Origin of the sequence: Duganella sp. Dugasp56 (genome assembly GCF_047304105.1) — a bacterium.
GTDB classification, from domain to species: domain Bacteria; phylum Pseudomonadota; class Gammaproteobacteria; order Burkholderiales; family Burkholderiaceae_D; genus Rugamonas; species Rugamonas hordei.
In genome coordinates, this window is sequence record NZ_JBGLYQ010000058.1 from 26045 (window position 1) to 41690 (window position 15646).

The window sequence follows — 15646 nt, forward strand, 5'->3', positions numbered from 1 at the left end:
TCAATCGTCGTCGTTGGGATCGAGATCCGGGAACATCACCTCGGTGTAGCCGAATTTGGAAAAATCCGTGATGCGCATCGGGTACAGCACGCCCAGCAGATGGTCGACTTCATGCTGCACCACGCGCGCGTGGAAACCGTCGACGTCGCGCCTGATCGGCTGGTTGAACTGGTCGACGCCCTCGTAGCGCAACGAGGTAAAGCGCGGCACGCTGCCGCGCAGGCCGGGCACGGACAAACAGCCTTCGAAGCCCTCTTCCATCTCGTTGGCCAGCGGCGTCAGCACCGGATTGATCAATACCGTTTCCGGCACCTGCGGCGCATCCGGATAACGCGCGTTCTGCTTGAAGCCGAAGATCACCAGCTGCAGGTTGACACCGATCTGCGGCGCGGCCAGGCCGGCGCCGTTGGCGGCGTGCATGGTGTCGAACATGTCGGTGATCAGCTCGCGCATTGCCGGCGTGTCGAACTCGGTGACCGGTTCGGCCACGCGCAACAGGCGCGGATCGCCCATCCTGAGAATTTCACGGACTGTCATTTACCGCCTCCATTCACGATGCCGCACTGGATCTCGCGCAGGAACTCGCAATATTCGTCGCCGGTCTCGGCGTGCTTCAGGCCCATCGCCGTCATCGCCTTCAGATAGCCCAGCTTGGAGCCGCAATCGTAGCGCTGGCCGTCGTAGCGGTAGGCCAGCACGCGCTCGTCCTGCATCAGCGCGGCGATGCCGTCGGTCAGCTGGATCTCGCCGCCGGTGCCGGCGCCGATGTTGGCCAGGTAGTCGAAGATGCGGCCCGACAGCACGTAGCGGCCAACCACCGCCAGTGTCGACGGCGCCTCTGCCGGCGCCGGTTTTTCGACGATGCCATGCACCAGTTCCAGCTTCGGCTGGTACGGCGAGGCGCTGACGATGCCGTACTGGCGGGTCGCGGCGGGCGCCACTTCCTGTACCGCCAGGATGCTGCAGCGCTCGTAGGCGTACAGCTCGGTCATCTGCGCCAGCACCGGCTTGACGCCGTCGGGGGTATCCATGAAGTCGTCCGCCAGCAGCACGGCAAACGGCTCGTTGCCGACGATGGGACGCGCGCACAGCACCGCGTGGCCCAGGCCCAGCGGCTCGGACTGGCGGATGTAGATGCAGTTGACGTGCTTGGGTATCACGTTCTGCACCAGCTCCAGCAATGCGTGCTTGTTGGCCCGCTCCAGCTCCACTTCCAGCTCGTAGGCCTTGTCGAAATGGTCTTCGATGGCGCGCTTGTTGCGGCCGGTGATGAAGATCATCTCGGTGATGCCGGCGGCGACGGCCTCCTCCACCGCGTACTGGATCAGCGGTTTGTCGACGATGGGCAGCATTTCTTTCGGCTGCGCCTTGGTGGCGGGGAGAAAGCGGCTGCCGAGGCCGGCGACCGGGAATACAGCTTTGGTAATCTTGGACATGGTTTTTCTTTGTTTTTATCCGGCCGCCAGCAAGGCCAGCAGGCCCGCCTCGTCCAGTATGGTGACTTCAAGTTCCTGCGCCTTGGCCAGCTTGCTGCCGGCATCGGCGCCTGCGACCAGGTAATGCGTTTTCTTCGAGACCGAACCGGACACCTTGCCGCCCTGCGCCTCGATCATGGCGCCGGCCTGGTCGCGGCTCAGGGTCGGCAGCGTGCCGGTCAGGACAAAGGTCTTGCCGGTCAGCGCGCCTTCGGCCGCCTGTTCCGGCAGCTGGTCCAGCAAATCGCTGCGCAAATCGTCGAGCGCCTTGACCTGCTCGCGGTGGCCCGGTTGCCGCATCCAGTCGGCCAGCGAGTCCGCCACCGCGGCCGGCAGGCCGAACACGTCAAACACCGGCAGGTGCGCCAGCACTTTCAGATTCACTTCCTGTTCGACCAATTGCTTGCTGCGTGGTTCCGTCAGTTTCGGGATGCCCAGCGCGGCCATCAGCTTGACCGTGTCCAGCTTCTCGCGCAGCTTGGCGCTGGGCGGATGTTCGCCGGTGGGCGCCACGCCGGCCGCCAGCAGCGCGTCGATCGCTTCCTGATTCTTGGGTTCGGCGAAGAAGTCGGCGATCGAGTCGGCGACGATGCCGCCGATATCGGGCAGCACGCGCAGCAGCGCGGCCGGCACGCGGCGCACCAGGTCGAAGCGGCCCAGCCACTCGGCCAGCGTCTTGGCGGTCGATTCGCCGACGTGGCGTATGCCCAGCGCGAACAGCAGCCGTTCCAGCGGCGGGTTCTTGCTGGCTGCGATCGCCTCCAGCAGATTGTCCGCCCACTTGGTGGCTATCTTGCCCTGCGCGACGGTCTCCGGTGTCGTGCCGTCGCGTTCATCGGCGAGACGCTTCATTTCCAGCAGGTCGTCCAGCTTCAGCGCGTACAGGTCGGCGACGCGCTGCACCTTGCCGTGTTCGACCAGGTTGTCGATGTAGCGGTCGCCCAGGCCTTCAATGTCCATCATGCGGCGGCCGGCGAAGTGGCGTATCGCCTCCTTGCGCTGGGCCGAGCAGAACAAGCCGCCGGAGCAGCGCGCGATGGCTTCGCCTTCCTCGCGCACCACGTGCGAGCCGCACACCGGGCAGGTCTTCGGCAGCACGTAGGCTTCCGGTTCGGGCGAAGGCCGGCGCTCCAGCACCACGGCCAGCACTTCCGGAATCACGTCGCCGGCGCGGCGCACGATGACGGTATCGCCGACGCGTACATCCTTGCGGCGCACCTCGTCTTCATTGTGCAAGGTGGCGTTGGTGACGTTGACGCCGCCGACAAACACGGACGCCAGCCGCGCCACCGGAGTGATGGCGCCGGTACGGCCGACCTGTACTTCAATCGCCTGCACGACGGTCAGCGCTTCCTCGGCCGGGAACTTGTGCGCCAGCGCGAAACGCGGCGCGCGCGAGACGAAGCCCAGCTGACGCTGGTCCTGCAGCGAATTGGCCTTGTAGACCACGCCATCGATCTCGTACGGCATGGTGGGACGGGCTTCGCCGATCTGCTTGTAGTAAGCCATCAGGCCGTCGTAGCCGCGCACCACGGTGGCTTCCTTCGCCACCGGCAGGCCGAGCGTGCGGTACCAGTCCAGCAACGCGGAGTGCGACTGTGGCATCTCGGCGCCTTCCAGCGCCCCGACGCCGTAGGCAAAGAAGCTCAGCTTGCGCGAGGCGGTGATGCGCGAGTCGAGCTGGCGCAGGCTGCCCGCCGCCGCGTTGCGCGGATTGACGAACTCCTTCTGGCCGGCCTCGCGCTGACGCGCATTCATCGCTTCGAAATCGGTCTTGAACATCAGCACCTCGCCGCGCACGTCAAGAATGGACGGCGGCGTGGCGGCTTTCAGGCGCAGCGGAATCGAGCGGATGGTGCGGATATTGGCGGTGACATCCTCGCCGGTGTAGCCGTCGCCGCGCGTGGCCGCCTGCACCAGCACGCCGTCGATGTAGCGCAGGTTGATCGCCAGGCCGTCGTATTTCACTTCGGCCGCGTATTCAACGGCGGCAGCGGCGTCCAGCCCTTCGCGCACGCGGCGGTCGAAGTTTTCGATGTCTTCTTCGGTAAAGCCGTTATTCAGCGACAGCATCGGCACCGTGTGCGTGACCTGGTCGAACTGCGGCAGCGGCGCCGCACCCACGCGCTTGGTCGGCGAATCGGGCAAGGCGAATTCGGGATGCGCTTCTTCCAGCTTTTGCAGTTCGATGAACAGCTTGTCGTATTCCGCGTCCGGGATGGTCGGCGCGTCTTCCACGTGATAGGCGTGCAGGTGCTTGTTCAGTTCAGCGCTCAGCGACGCTATGCGCGTCTTGTAATCCACTTCCGTCATGCCGACTTCCTAGCTGAACAAACGCAGTGCGCGGGTGGAACCGGCCGGGATGTCGGCGTCGCTCATCTCGGCGTAGAAATCCTGCACCTGGCCGGCGATCTCGGACAACGCGGCGTCCGACAGCGGCTGGTTGTAGTCGTCGACGATGGTCGCGTCCAGGCGGCCGACCAGCGACTTGGCGCAGGCCACCATGGCGCCGAAACCATCACGCGAAGGCGCCACGCATGGCACGTCCAGCAGCAAGGTCAGGCGCGAGGTGGTCTCCTCGGCCAGCGTGACGTTGGTCGACAGCGAGAACAGGAAGCCGCCCTCGCCGTCCGGCATCACGTAGCGTCCGTCGGGGCGCACGTCGAAGCCTTGTTTTTCCAGCGCGCCCAGCAGGGTCGAAATCGCCCACGGCGCGCCGTTCGATTGCAGGTTGACGCCCAGTTGCGCGTCGTGGCCGGCGACGAAGCGGTGCAGGTTGCGCGCTTCGGCCATCACTTCGATCATGTCCGGGATTTCCGGCTCGGCGCCGATTTCGTCGGCCATCGCGCGCAGGCGCGTGACCAGCTCCGAGTATTCCAGTTCGTTCAACGCGGTGCTGCGGCTGGCCAGCTGCACGCCGCCCTGCAGTTTGGTGTAGACGCCGCCATGGACGATGGGCTCCCAGTCGCCGCTGACGGCCAGGCCGATGTAGTGCACCGGCTTGTTGCCGACCATGCGCAGGGTTTGCAGCACCGGCAGCAGCTTGTCGCCGCGCGCCGCGCTTTCCAGCGCCAGCGGCAGCAGGCAATCGATCAGCGGATCGACCAGCGCGGTGGCCTGCTCGGCTGCGGCGGCCGAGGCGGCGTTGGCGCGGGCGGCCAGCGCGGCGGCGGCCGACGGATCGTCAGACGCCGAACTGAATCCGGCGGCCACCGCGCCCAGCGCCGCGGCGGCCGCGGCAGCTTCGCCACCGGCCACGCCAGGCGGATCGACGTCGAGCGAGAAGCTCGGCTCGTGGCGCGCGGTGGATGACGAGGATGACGAAGCCGGCGCGTCGCCGGTGCGCATCAGCACGTCGTCATGGTCGGTCGAGAAGGCGCGTTCGACGCTTTTCTTGGCCTTGTATTCCTGGATTTTGTTATACGTGAACACGCCGGCGACGAATACGCCGGCGATGCCGATCAAACTCATTTGAAGGTCTGTCATGCTGCTTGTGCCTCGGAAGCGAAGTTTGCGGCGGATTCCATATCCACCGCCACGATGCGCGATACGCCCTGCTCTTGCATCGTCACACCGATCAGTTGATTGGCCATCTCCATCGCAATCTTGTTGTGCGAGATGAAGAGGAATTGGGTATGGTCGGACATGCGCTTGACCATCCGGCAGAATCGTTCGGTATTGGCGTCGTCCAGCGGCGCGTCGACCTCGTCGAGCAGGCAGAACGGCGCCGGGTTGAGCCGGAACATGGAGAACACCAGCGCGGTCGCGGTCAGCGCTTTCTCGCCGCCGGACAGCAGGTGGATGGTGGCGTTCTTCTTGCCCGGCGGCTGGGCCATGACCTGCACGCCGGAGTCGAGGATTTCATCGCCGGTCATGATCAGCTTGGCCTGGCCGCCGCCGAACAGGATGGGGAACAGTTCGGAGAAGTGGCCGTTGACGCGGTCGAAGGTGTCTTGCAGCAGGTCGCGGGTTTCCTTGTCGATCCTGGCGATCGCGTCTTCCAGCGTGTTGATCGCCTCGTTCAAGTCGGCGTTCTGCGAGTCGAGGAAGTTCTTGCGCTCGGAGGCCGTCGCCAGCTCGTCCAGCGCTGCCAGGTTGACGGCGCCCAGGCCGGCGATGGCGTTGGTCAGGCGCGTGACTTCGCCCTGCAGGTAGGACGCCTTCATGTCCGGATGCAGCTTCTCGGCCAGCGCCGCCTCGTCGGCCTGCACTTCGGCCAGCTGCGCGGCGAACTGCTCCTGGTTCAGGCGCGCGGCCTGTTCCTTCAGCTGCATTTCCATGATCTTGTCGCGCTGCGGCTGCAGCGCGCGCTCGGTCGACATGCGGCCTTCCTCGAACATGCGCAGCTGCTGCGTGATCTGATCGAGTTCGTGGCGCGCGTCGGACAGCGCTTTTTCCTGCGCGGTGCGGCGGTCCAGCAGATCCTGCAAGCCTTCATTGGCCTGGCCGGATTCGAGGTTGGCCAATTCGGCCTGGCCGGCCTCCAGGCTTTCCGTGACCTGCGCCACCTGCGCGGTGGCGGTGGCGATGGAGCGGCGGAATTCGTCGATCTTGCTGCGCTGGGACTTCTCGGCGAACTGCGCCTCCTGCGCGCCGCGCTCCAGGTCGCGCAAGGCTTCGCGCGCGTCGGCCAGGCGCTGCTCCTTTTCCAGGAACAGCGTCTGGCCCTCTTCGTGGTCGCCCTGCAGGTTGCCGAGTTCCATGTCGAGCTGCTCAAACTTTTCCTCGGACTCCATCTTGATCTGGGTCTGCTCTTCTTCCTGCGCGGCGATTTCCGCCAGGTCGGTTTCGATCTGGTTGCTGCGCTGGTTGAAACGCGCCTCGATCTCGGACAGCTTGACCACGTCCAGCTGCAGCGTGTGCACCGACTGTTGCAGGCTCTGCACCTTGGCGCGGTATTCGGTCAGCCTGCGCGTCAGCTCGGAGACGGCGGCATCGGCACGCACCGAGCGGGCGCGGGCTTCGTCTGCCAGCATCTGCTGCGCGCGCAACTGCTTGGTGAGGTTGTCGATCTCGTGCTGGCGGCCCAGCATGCCGTCCTGCTCGGAGTCGGCGGCGTAGAAACGCACGCTGCCCTGCGTGACGGCGTGGCCCTGGCGCGTGACGAAGAAGGCGCCCGGCGGCAGCTTGGCGCGCTCGGCGAAGGCTTCGGCCGTGTCTTCGGCGACGTAGACATTGTGCAGCCAGTCCTGCAGCAGGCCGCGCAGGCCGGGGTCGTTCAGCTTGAGCAGGTTCAGGAACGGCTTCAGGCCGGCCACTTCGACCGGCGTCGGCGGCACGGCGGTCGACGGCGCGTACAGCGCCAGCTTGGCCGGCGGCGCGTCGCTGAAGAAGGCCTTGGCCCATTCGATGTTCGACATCTGCAGCGCCGAGGTGCGCTCGCGCAGCACGGATTCCAGCGCGGTCTCCCAGCCGTCCTCGATGTTGAGCTTCTGCCACAGGCGCGGCAGCGTGTCGAGTTCGTGCTTTTGCAGCCACGGCGTGACCTTGCCCTGCGTCTGCACCCGCTCCTGCATCTGGCGCAGCGCGTTCAGGCGCGCTTCCAGCTGGGCGTTGGCGGCGGTTTCGGTGTTGACCTGGTTTTGCGCGGCCTGGCGCTCGTCTTCCAGCTTCGGCTGCTGCTCCTGCGCTTCCTCCAGCAGGAAGCCCTGCTCTTCCAGCGCCTGTTGCTTTTCCTCCAGCTGCAGGCGCAGGTTGCTCAGGTGTGCGCTGTCGGGCATGCTCAAGCCGCTCTTTTCCTGCTGCAGGCGTTCCCGCCGCACGGCCAGGCCGTTGAGGATGTTGTTGGCGTTGCGCTGGTGCGCCGATTCCAGTTCCAGCTGCTGCTGCGCCTGCATGATGCGGGCGCGCGACTCGGTGCTCTTGACCTGCGCCTCGCGCCACACCTGCTCCAGCATCGGCAGCGATTCGGCCTTGGCCTCGGCCATCATCTGCGATTGCTCGACCTTGGCCGACAGCTCTTCCAGCGTGAATTCGGCTTCCTCGATCTGGCCGCCGTATTCGGTGGCCTGGTGCTGCCACTGGTCGCGCTGCGCGGTCAGCGCGGCCAGCTGCGCCTGCAGGCGGCTGCGCGATTCGATGACGAACTTGATCTGCGCTTCCAGGCTGCCGATTTCGGCGTTGGTCTGGTACAGGCTGCCCTGCGCGGTGTGCAGGCGGTCGCCGGCGGCGAAGTGCGCCTGGCGCATCTGCTCCAGCGACAGCTCGACGTTGCGCAGCTTGGCGGTCTGTTCCTCCAGGTCGTTCTGCGCCTGCTCCATCTCGCGGAAGTATTTCTTCTGCTCAGTCTCGGCCTCGATCTTGCGTAGCAGCCACAGCAGTTTTTGCTTTTCTTCCTGGTCCGATTGCAGCTGGTGGAACTTGGTGGCGACTGCCGCCTGGCCTTCCAGCTTTTCCAGGTTCGAATTCAGCTCGCGCAGGATGTCGTCCACGCGCAGCAGGTTTTCGCGGGTGTCGTGCAGCCGGTTCTCGGTTTCCCGGCGGCGTTCCTTGTACTTGGAGACGCCGGCCGCCTCCTCAAGGAACACGCGCAGCTCTTCCGGGCGCGACTCGATGATGCGGCTGATCATGCCCTGGCCGATGATCGCGTAGGCGCGCGGGCCGAGGCCGGTGCCCAGGAAGATGTCCTGGATGTCGCGCCGGCGCACCGGCTGGCCGTTGATGTAATAGGTCGACGTGCCGTCGCGCGTCAGCGTGCGCTTGACGGCGATTTCCGCGTACTGGCCCCACTGGCCGGCGGCCTTGCCGTCGTTGTTGTCGAACACCAGCTCGACCGACGCCCGCCCGGCCGGCTTGCGGTGGGTGGAGCCGTTGAAGATGACGTCCTGCATCGATTCGCCGCGCAGCTCGGACGCCTTGGATTCGCCCAGCACCCAGCGCACGGCATCGATGATGTTCGACTTGCCGCAACCGTTAGGACCGACCACGCCAACCAACTGACCCGGCACCTGGAAATTGGTGGGATCAACGAATGATTTGAATCCCGACAATTTGATGGAAGATAGACGCACGTTGTTATCTGGAGTGTGGGCTGGAAAAGTTCACAATAATACCATTTTGCGTATCAAATCTGGCCGAAAACGCATACCGTCGCAGTGGGCCCGTCATGGCTCGCGGTTCGGTTCGCGCCAGATGGCGCGGGTGTACGGTTTGTCATGGCCTGACAGGAACAGCGCGGCCTGGGTGATCCACATTTCGGCCGGCACCGGCTCCACGCGCGGCGCCACCAGCAGAATCGGAATGCACAGCACCACCAGCACCCGGCTCAGCGCCAGATGATGCTCGGTGCTGGCGTACCAGATGAAGACGGCGGCCACGGCAAGGCCGAGCAGGCAGCCGGTGATCACCTCGGAGACCGAGTGGGCCAGCACATACACGCGCGACATGGCGATCAGCACGGCCAGCAGCACGCCGGCCAGCGTGGCCAGCTGCCGGGCCGGCACCGGCGACGAACGGAAGACCAGGAAACAGGCGACCGGGAACACTGCGGCGGCACGCATCGCGTGGCCGCTGAAACCGGAAAACTCCACCGATTCGACACCGACACCCCAGCCGATGAAGGCGATCTTGGTAACGACGACCAGCGCCATGCCGACTCCGAACAGCACGACCCAGGCCGCCGTCAGCCGCCACGACTTGCCGGCCATCAGCCACACGGCTATCGCCACGCCGATCGGTCCGGTAACCGCCAGACTCCCCACTACGCTCAAGCCATGCCACCACATCATCGTCTAATCGCCTATCCGTTATTTTTGCACTGCACCATCATTAAAACATATGCCGGCACATTTTAACTAAAATTGCCGTGCAACAATAGACAGAAATGAAAGCTTGAGGCCGCCTGCAGCCATTTGCGGGGCGTGGCATACTCTTGCCATGCTCACCATACTTGGCAAATCCTCCTCCATCAATGTCCGTAAGGTGTTGTGGACCTGCGCGGAAATCGGCCTGGACTACCGCCTGGAACAATACGGCGGCGGTTTCCTGCCGACCGACACGCCGGACTTCCTGAGATTGAATCCCAACGCGATGGTGCCCGTCATTGTCGACGACGGGCAGCCGCTGTGGGAATCCAACTCCATCTGCCGTTATCTGGCGCACAAGCATGGCCGCACCGACCTGCTGCCAGCGACGGCGATGCCGCGCGCGCAAGTGGAGAAGTGGATGGACTGGCAAGCCACGGAGCTGAACAATTCCTGGCGCTACGCTTTCATGGCGCTGGTGCGACGCAGCCCGAAGCACGCCGACGCGGCCGCCATCGCCGCCAGTGCGGCGGAATGGAACCGCTTGATGGGGATGCTCGATGCGCAACTTGCGGAGACCGGTGCTTTTGTCTGCGGCGGGCAACTGACGCTGGCCGACGTCGTTCTGGGGCTGTCGGCAAACCGTTGGCGCTCGGTGCCGATGGAGCGGCCGGCCCTGGCGTCGGTCGATACCTGGTTCGACCGTTTGAGCGAGCGCGACGGTTTTCTCACCCACGGCCGCAACGGCCTACCCTGACCTTTTTGGGAGTTTAGCAATGACTGTTTCGACCTGGCTGTTATTTTTATCGGTTTCGCTGGCTGCGGCGTTCAGCCCGGGACCGGGCGTGCTCATGGCGATCTCGACCGCGACCACCATGGGTGCGCGGCGGGCTTTCTACAGTTCGGCAGGCAATGCGCTGGGGGTGTTCATCGTGGCGACGACGGCGGTGGCGGGCCTGGGCCTGCTGCTGAAGACGTCGGCGCTGGCTTTCGCCGCGTTGAAGGTGGCCGGGGCGGCTTACCTGATTTACCTGGGCATCAAGGCCTGGCGCGGCGCGCGGCTGGTGACCGAGACGGCGCAGGCCGCCGCCACGGCGGGGGCGACGCAAGACGTGGCCGAAACGGCCCAGGCCAGCCGGCTGAGCACCTTCCGCAGCGGCCTGCTGGTTGCGGTGAGCAATCCGAAAGCGATCCTGTTCTTCACCGCCGTGTTCCCGCAATTCATGCCGCCGGATCACGTGGATCCGGTGCGCTTCCTGCTGCTGACGTCGACCTTCACCAGTTGCACGCTGCTGTCGCACTTCTTTTACGTGGCATGCGCATCGTGGCTGAAGCGCAGCGTCAAGCAAAGCATCGCCCGCACCCGCCTTGCCAAGCGCACCACCGGCGTCATTTTCGTCGGCATGGGCGGCGCCCTGCTCACCTTGACCAACTCCAAGTAACATTGCGGAAATGGCGATAGAATCGAAGGATGAACGCAAATTTCAAGGCCCTTGCCGCTGAGGCGCTGAAGCTCGCTCCGGACGAGCGAGAGGCATTCGTCCAACTTTTAATGGCCAGCCTGAATCAGGATGCGGGAATAGACGAAGCATGGGCCGTCGAGGTCGAGCGGCGTATTGCAGAGGTTGAAAGCGGTGCCATATCGGTCCAACCAGTGGCAACCGCGCTTGCCGAAGTCCGCAAAAATATCAAGTGAAACCAGTCATCGTCCCGGCCGCGCTTGCGGAATTGCAGGACGCTGCCGATTACTATGCATCAAAAGGTGGCTCGGGCCTTGCGCATACGTTTGTCGATGAGTTTGAACGGGTCGTCAATCTTGTGCTGTCCAATCCGCAGTTGGGCGCAGTATTCCGTGGCGACCGGCGCCGATACTTCCTTAGCCGGTTTCCTTACAGCGTCATTTATCAAGTCACCACCGACGAACTCAGGATTATTGCGATAGCTCATCAACGAAGGCGCCCGGGCTACTGGCGCGGGCGACGGTAAGCAACCCAGCACTCAGCCGAAGGCGGAGGCCGGCGGGTCGATCGAGGCGTCGTTGTCTGCGTTGCGGGCCAGCGCTTGCGACAGCGCGACGGCGACCACGCCTTCGGTGCGCACCACCTGGACCGTCTGTTCACGGAAGCGTTTGGCCAGCTGCTCGCCGGACATCGAGAACGCTTCCTGCCGTGCCGCCGTCGAGAAGATGTACAGCGTGCGCAGCGGGCTGATCCATGCCAGCTTGACCTTGCGGCTGCCGCCATCTTCCTGTTCGAACTCCAGCCACATGCCGCGCGCCAGGCTGTCGACTTCGATGGCCGCGTCTTCCTCTTCCGGATCGGGCTGCCGCTGGGCGCGCGCTTCCTCGGCGGCCCTGGCGGCGGCTTCGGCCTTGGCTTGCAGTTCCAGCCGGCGTTCGGCGGCCTGCTGGGCCACCTGCATTGAAATCTCCAGCTGGCGCTCCGCCGACATCTCCAGCGGCGCACGCACGATGGAGGCGTGGCACTCGGCCAGCTCGGCAAAGAATTGCAGGCGGTCGGCGTCCTGCCACTTGATGACGTCCAGCCATTTGTTCAGCGTCGACAGCAGGCCGGGCAGCTTGGCGATCAGCTGCTTGCGCTCGTCGGCGTTGAGCTTGGGACGCACGCTCCAGATCAGGTCGTCCATGGTCTTGGTGGCGTTGTTGACGGCGCCCGGCTTGTCGTCCTCTATGCTGTAGGCGATGGTCAGCACCGAGACCCAGCGCTGCTCGAGGAAGGCTTCGACCACGGCGATCACCTCGCCGGTACCGATGCGCAAGGCGACGGCGTTCTTGGCCAGCTTGCCCGCTTCGTACATCTTCTCCTGCTTCAGCGCGGCGGCGATCGGCTCGGCGATGGCGGTGGCGGCGGCGCGCTCTTCGGCCTGGATCGACGCTTCCAGTTCGTTGACCGCCTCGGCAAAGACAGACAGTTCGTGGTCGTAGTCGCGGCCGACGCGGTCCACGCTGCGCTGCATCGCCTGGAACAGCGGGTCTTCCGGTCCCTTGCGCTGTTCCCAGCCCATGCGCGACAGCAGGTCGATCAGGCGGCGCGCGGGGTGGGCTTCCTGGAAGAAGAAGTTCTTGTCGACCAGCGCGGCTTTCAGCACCGGGATTTGCAGGAAGCGGATCAGGTCGCGGATTTCCTGCGAGATGTTTTGATCGCGGAACACGGTGTCGAATATCGCCGACAGCAGGTCGATCGTGCTTTCATCGGTGCGCGACAGGCTGCCCTGCGGCATGCTGGCTTTGATGTTGGGCAAGTAGAACACATTGCCCGGAGCGGCCGCATCGCCCGCCGCAGCCGGCGCGCCGTTCACGGCCTGCATCGGCGATGCCGCCACGCCCGGGACAGAGGCCGCGCCGGCCACCGCGCCCAGGGTGCCGATGGATTCGTAGGGAACCGCTTTTTGCAGCTGGGCCAGGTACGCAAGCAGCGGCTGCTTGGCGCCGATCTGCGACAGGCGCTGCGCATCCTCGTTGCTCAAGCCCGGCACGAAGCCTTGCGCCGGGCCCTGCACCCAGACGCCGCCCGCCCCCTGCACCGCCCCGGCGGGCATGGCGCCGGCCGGCATTTGCATCGCTCCGCCGACAGGCGCAAAACCACCGGCGGCCACCGCAGGCGCACCGGCCGCCGCGGCGACGAAGCCAGGCGCCGCGGCGACGTCGCCCGCGCCAGGCCTCGTCGCGGCTGCGTTCGGCACCCAAGCAGCGCCGGCGTTAAGCGCCGACATCGGCAGATCGGGAATGCTCAGGTCGACGCCCAGCAAGCCGCCGGCGATGTTGTCGACGATCTCGCCGGCGGCCGAGCCGGCCACGTCGCTGGAGGCGAAGAACTGCCGCAACTGCTGCGCCAGCGCCGCCTGGTTGCCGCGCACGCGCGACGGCGCGGCGGCCTTGGACTTGTCGGTCTTGCGGCCCTTGTAGCCGTCCACCGATCCCGGCAGCACACCCTTGCTCTGCAACGCCAGGTTCAGCGCGTCGAGCATCGGACCCAGCTCGATGAACATGCCGGGCTTGATGAACGGCTGCAGCAGCGGCGCCGCTTCCGGCTCGGTGTCGAACTCGGTCCAGGCCTGCTGCAGCGCGACCAGGAACACTTCGGGACGGAACGGATTCTGGCTGCCGCGCAGGATGTCGCGGTCCAGCAGGAAGGCCAGGCGCACGTTCAGCGTCTGCAACTGATCGGAGTACAGCGTCTCGAACGGCTTGCTGACGCCGCCCAGCGCCACCTTGTTGTCCATTTCCTCGTACGGCACCAGCGACAACGGCTGTTCGGGCTCGCGCGGCTGGCCCTTGGCGGCCGGCGCCAGTTCGGCGATCTCGCGCCGCAGCGCCTTTTCCAGCGTGCCGCTGGCCAGGTGCAGGAAGGCGAAATTGCGGTTGCGCAGCTGGTTGCCGGCCCGGATGCGCAGCTGCATGGCGCGGGTGTCGCCGTCGGTGGCGTCGATCAGCGCGCCGGCCAGCTTGGTGGCCAGTTCCAGGTATTGGTCGCCGGCATGCTTGGTGGCGATGCCGATCAACTCTTCCAGCAAGGCATGCCGCGGCGAAACCGTCTTTTTCGGCACTGCGGATGTTGTGGAAGTTGCAACCATGGTCGGACCTGCTCAGGCGTATTCAATCGGGATACCACATTCTTGCACATTATTTCCACATGGCAATACACGAATGGAAAGACTGTGTGATTTTTTGCGTATTTTCCTGACTTTCAGCAACTTTTTCGCCACTGTTGAGCCGACTCAAACGACAAGGTTGAGGTTTCTTTAACATAACAAACTCCCCTCCCGCCTTCCGCCGACACCAAGGATCACCATGAAATTCTTACATAACCTGGAAACGTCCAGCAAGCTGCTGGCCGCTTTTGCCGCCGTGCTAAGCCTGAGCGTGCTGCTTGGCGTCAGCGCCTTGTCGCGCATGAGCGCCATCGACCAAGCCTCGTCTGAATTATCCGGCAAATGGCTGCCGCGGACGATAGCCGTGCTGTCGCTGCGCAACGATCTGCAGGAAGTACGCAAGCTGCAGCATGTGGTGGTCGCCGACAAGGACAGTATCGCCGATGCCGACAGGAAGCTGGCCGACGCGATGACCGCGCTGCGCGCCAACAGCGGACAGCTGGCGCGGCTGCTGGACGGCTTACCGGCGGCGACGGCAGAACTGCTGCGCCAGAGCGGCGAGTTCGGCGCCGAGCATGACAAGCTGGTCGCGCTGGCCGCCGCCGGCAACCGCGAGCAGGCCGGCGCGCTGCTGAAGGGCCGCTCGCAACAGTTGCTGGACGGGCTCAACGGCACGCTCGACAAATTGCTGGCCGCGCAGATGGACGGCAGCCAGCAGGCAGGCCGCGCGGCCGACGAGCTGTACAGCGGCGCGCGGGTGGTCACCACCGGCCTGCTGGCCACGGCGATCTTTGGCGGCGCGCTGCTGGCGCTGTGGCTGGCGCGCTCGATCTCGACGCCGCTGCGGCAGGCGTTGCAGGTGGCCCAGCGCATCGCCGACGGCGACCTGGGCAACCGCATCGATGTCACGTCGGACAATGAAACCGGCAAGCTGCTGCGGGCCATGCAGCATATGAACGACAGCCTGCTGGCGGTCATCGGCCAGGTGCGCGGCGGCGCGCGGGCGCTGGGCGGCGCGGCGGCGGAGATTGCCGAGGGCAACCTGAACCTGTCGGCGCGCACCGAGCAGCAGGCGGCGTCGCTGGAGGAGACCGCGTCGGCGATGGAGCAGCTGACGGCCACCGTCAAGCAAAACGCCGATCACGCGGTGCAGGCCAACCAGCTGGCCCTGTCGGCCTCGGCCGTGGCGGTGCGCGGCGGCTCGGACGTGGAACTGGTGGTCGGCACCATGGCGTCGATCAACGACAGCTCGAAGAAGATCGCCGAGATCATCGGCGTGATCGACGGCATCGCCTTCCAGACCAATATCCTGGCGCTGAACGCGGCGGTCGAGGCGGCGCGCGCCGGCGAACAGGGGCGCGGCTTCGCGGTGGTGGCGTCCGAGGTGCGCAACCTGGCGCAGCGCAGCGCGGCGGCGGCGCGCGAGATCAAGCAGCTGATCGACGATTCGGTCGACAAGGTGGCGCGCGGCACGCAGCTGGCCGACCAGGCGCGCAATACGATGGACGAGGTGGTTGGCAGCGTCAAGCGGGTCACCGGCCTGATCGGCGAGATCGCCGACGCCAGCGCCGAACAGACCACCGGGCTGGAACAGGTCAACCAGGCCATCGCGGCGATGGACCAGGCAACCCAGCAGAACGCCGCGCTGGTCGAGCAGGCTGCCGCCGCCGCGGCGGCGATGCGCGGCGAGACGGACAAGCTGGGCAAGGCGATCGAGGTGTTTGCCGTGCCTGATGGCGACGCGGCGCAGGCCGCGCCCCCCCGGGGGGCAGGGGGGCCCCGCGGGGGGCGGGCCGGGCGCGGGCGCGCGGGGGGTGG

12 protein-coding genes are annotated in these 15646 nt (G+C 65.6%); 5 read left to right on the plus strand and 7 right to left on the minus strand.

The window, feature by feature from the left end:
- The 6 genes from def to ACCD07_RS28775 form a co-directional block, all read right to left on the minus strand.
- Positions 1 to 537, minus strand: a complete 537-nt coding sequence (gene def / locus ACCD07_RS28750) for a peptide deformylase (protein WP_413449325.1) — start codon at positions 535 to 537, stop codon at positions 1 to 3.
- Complete coding sequence (gene galU, locus ACCD07_RS28755; protein WP_176651119.1) at positions 534 to 1436, minus strand: UTP--glucose-1-phosphate uridylyltransferase GalU; 903 nt, start codon at positions 1434 to 1436, stop codon at positions 534 to 536. Before galU ends, def begins: the two co-directional genes overlap by 4 nt.
- A gap of 15 nt (positions 1437 to 1451) precedes the next feature.
- A complete protein-coding gene (gene ligA / locus ACCD07_RS28760; RefSeq protein WP_413449326.1) occupies positions 1452 to 3788 on the minus strand; it encodes an NAD-dependent DNA ligase LigA in 2337 nt (778 codons plus the stop codon).
- Between the two features lie 9 nt (positions 3789 to 3797).
- Positions 3798 to 4961 (minus strand): cell division protein ZipA C-terminal FtsZ-binding domain-containing protein, encoded by a 1164-nt coding sequence (locus tag ACCD07_RS28765; protein WP_176651121.1) that lies wholly within the window; start codon positions 4959 to 4961, stop codon positions 3798 to 3800.
- Positions 4958 to 8485, minus strand: coding sequence for a chromosome segregation protein SMC (gene smc / locus ACCD07_RS28770; RefSeq protein ID WP_413449327.1), 3528 nt, complete (start codon positions 8483 to 8485; stop codon positions 4958 to 4960). The genes ACCD07_RS28765 and smc overlap by 4 nt, the downstream gene beginning before the upstream one ends.
- Positions 8486 to 8578: 93 nt before the next feature.
- Positions 8579 to 9202, minus strand: a complete 624-nt coding sequence (locus ACCD07_RS28775) for a phosphatase PAP2 family protein (protein ID WP_413449328.1) — start codon at positions 9200 to 9202, stop codon at positions 8579 to 8581.
- A gap of 148 nt (positions 9203 to 9350) precedes the next feature.
- Here ACCD07_RS28775 and ACCD07_RS28780 point away from each other — a divergent pair, with 148 nt between their 5' ends.
- From ACCD07_RS28780 to ACCD07_RS28795, 4 genes are read left to right on the plus strand one after another with little or no spacing between them, the layout of a single operon-like run.
- Positions 9351 to 9974, plus strand: coding sequence for a glutathione S-transferase family protein (locus ACCD07_RS28780; RefSeq protein ID WP_413449329.1), 624 nt, complete (start codon positions 9351 to 9353; stop codon positions 9972 to 9974).
- A gap of 19 nt (positions 9975 to 9993) precedes the next feature.
- Positions 9994 to 10659 carry a LysE family translocator gene (locus ACCD07_RS28785; protein WP_413449330.1) on the plus strand — a complete coding sequence of 222 codons (666 nt, stop codon included), beginning with the start codon at positions 9994 to 9996 and terminating at the stop codon, positions 10657 to 10659.
- Between the two features lie 29 nt (positions 10660 to 10688).
- Complete coding sequence (locus ACCD07_RS28790) at positions 10689 to 10913, plus strand: addiction module protein (RefSeq protein WP_413449331.1); 225 nt, start codon at positions 10689 to 10691, stop codon at positions 10911 to 10913.
- Positions 10910 to 11203, plus strand: coding sequence for a type II toxin-antitoxin system RelE/ParE family toxin (locus tag ACCD07_RS28795; RefSeq protein WP_413449332.1), 294 nt, complete (start codon positions 10910 to 10912; stop codon positions 11201 to 11203). Before ACCD07_RS28790 ends, ACCD07_RS28795 begins: the two co-directional genes overlap by 4 nt.
- Positions 11204 to 11215: 12 nt before the next feature.
- Here the strand turns inward: ACCD07_RS28795 and ACCD07_RS28800 are convergent, their stop codons facing one another.
- On the minus strand, positions 11216 to 13810 hold the full coding sequence (locus ACCD07_RS28800; protein WP_413449333.1) for a DUF1631 family protein: 2595 nt from the start codon (positions 13808 to 13810) through the stop codon (positions 11216 to 11218).
- Positions 13811 to 14027: 217 nt separating this feature from the next.
- Between ACCD07_RS28800 and ACCD07_RS28805 the strand changes: the two genes are divergently transcribed.
- A partial coding sequence (locus ACCD07_RS28805; RefSeq protein ID WP_413449334.1) for a methyl-accepting chemotaxis protein occupies positions 14028 to 15646 on the plus strand: 1619 nt, incomplete at its 3' end.

Coding starts and splice junctions, on each gene's coding strand:
- ACCD07_RS28765 (WP_176651121.1), bottom strand. CDS start 4,961: ATGACAGACCTTCAAATGAGTTTGATCGGCATCGCCGGCGTATTCGTC.
- ligA (WP_413449326.1), bottom strand. CDS start 3,788: ATGACGGAAGTGGATTACAAGACGCGCATAGCGTCGCTGAGCGCTGAA.
- def (WP_413449325.1), bottom strand. CDS start 537: ATGACAGTCCGTGAAATTCTCAGGATGGGCGATCCGCGCCTGTTGCGC.
- ACCD07_RS28775 (WP_413449328.1), bottom strand. CDS start 9,202: ATGATGTGGTGGCATGGCTTGAGCGTAGTGGGGAGTCTGGCGGTTACC.
- ACCD07_RS28785 (WP_413449330.1), top strand. CDS start 9,994: ATGACTGTTTCGACCTGGCTGTTATTTTTATCGGTTTCGCTGGCTGCG.
- ACCD07_RS28790 (WP_413449331.1), top strand. CDS start 10,689: ATGAACGCAAATTTCAAGGCCCTTGCCGCTGAGGCGCTGAAGCTCGCT.
- galU (WP_176651119.1), bottom strand. CDS start 1,436: ATGTCCAAGATTACCAAAGCTGTATTCCCGGTCGCCGGCCTCGGCAGC.
- ACCD07_RS28800 (WP_413449333.1), bottom strand. CDS start 13,810: ATGGTTGCAACTTCCACAACATCCGCAGTGCCGAAAAAGACGGTTTCG.
- ACCD07_RS28780 (WP_413449329.1), top strand. CDS start 9,351: ATGCTCACCATACTTGGCAAATCCTCCTCCATCAATGTCCGTAAGGTG.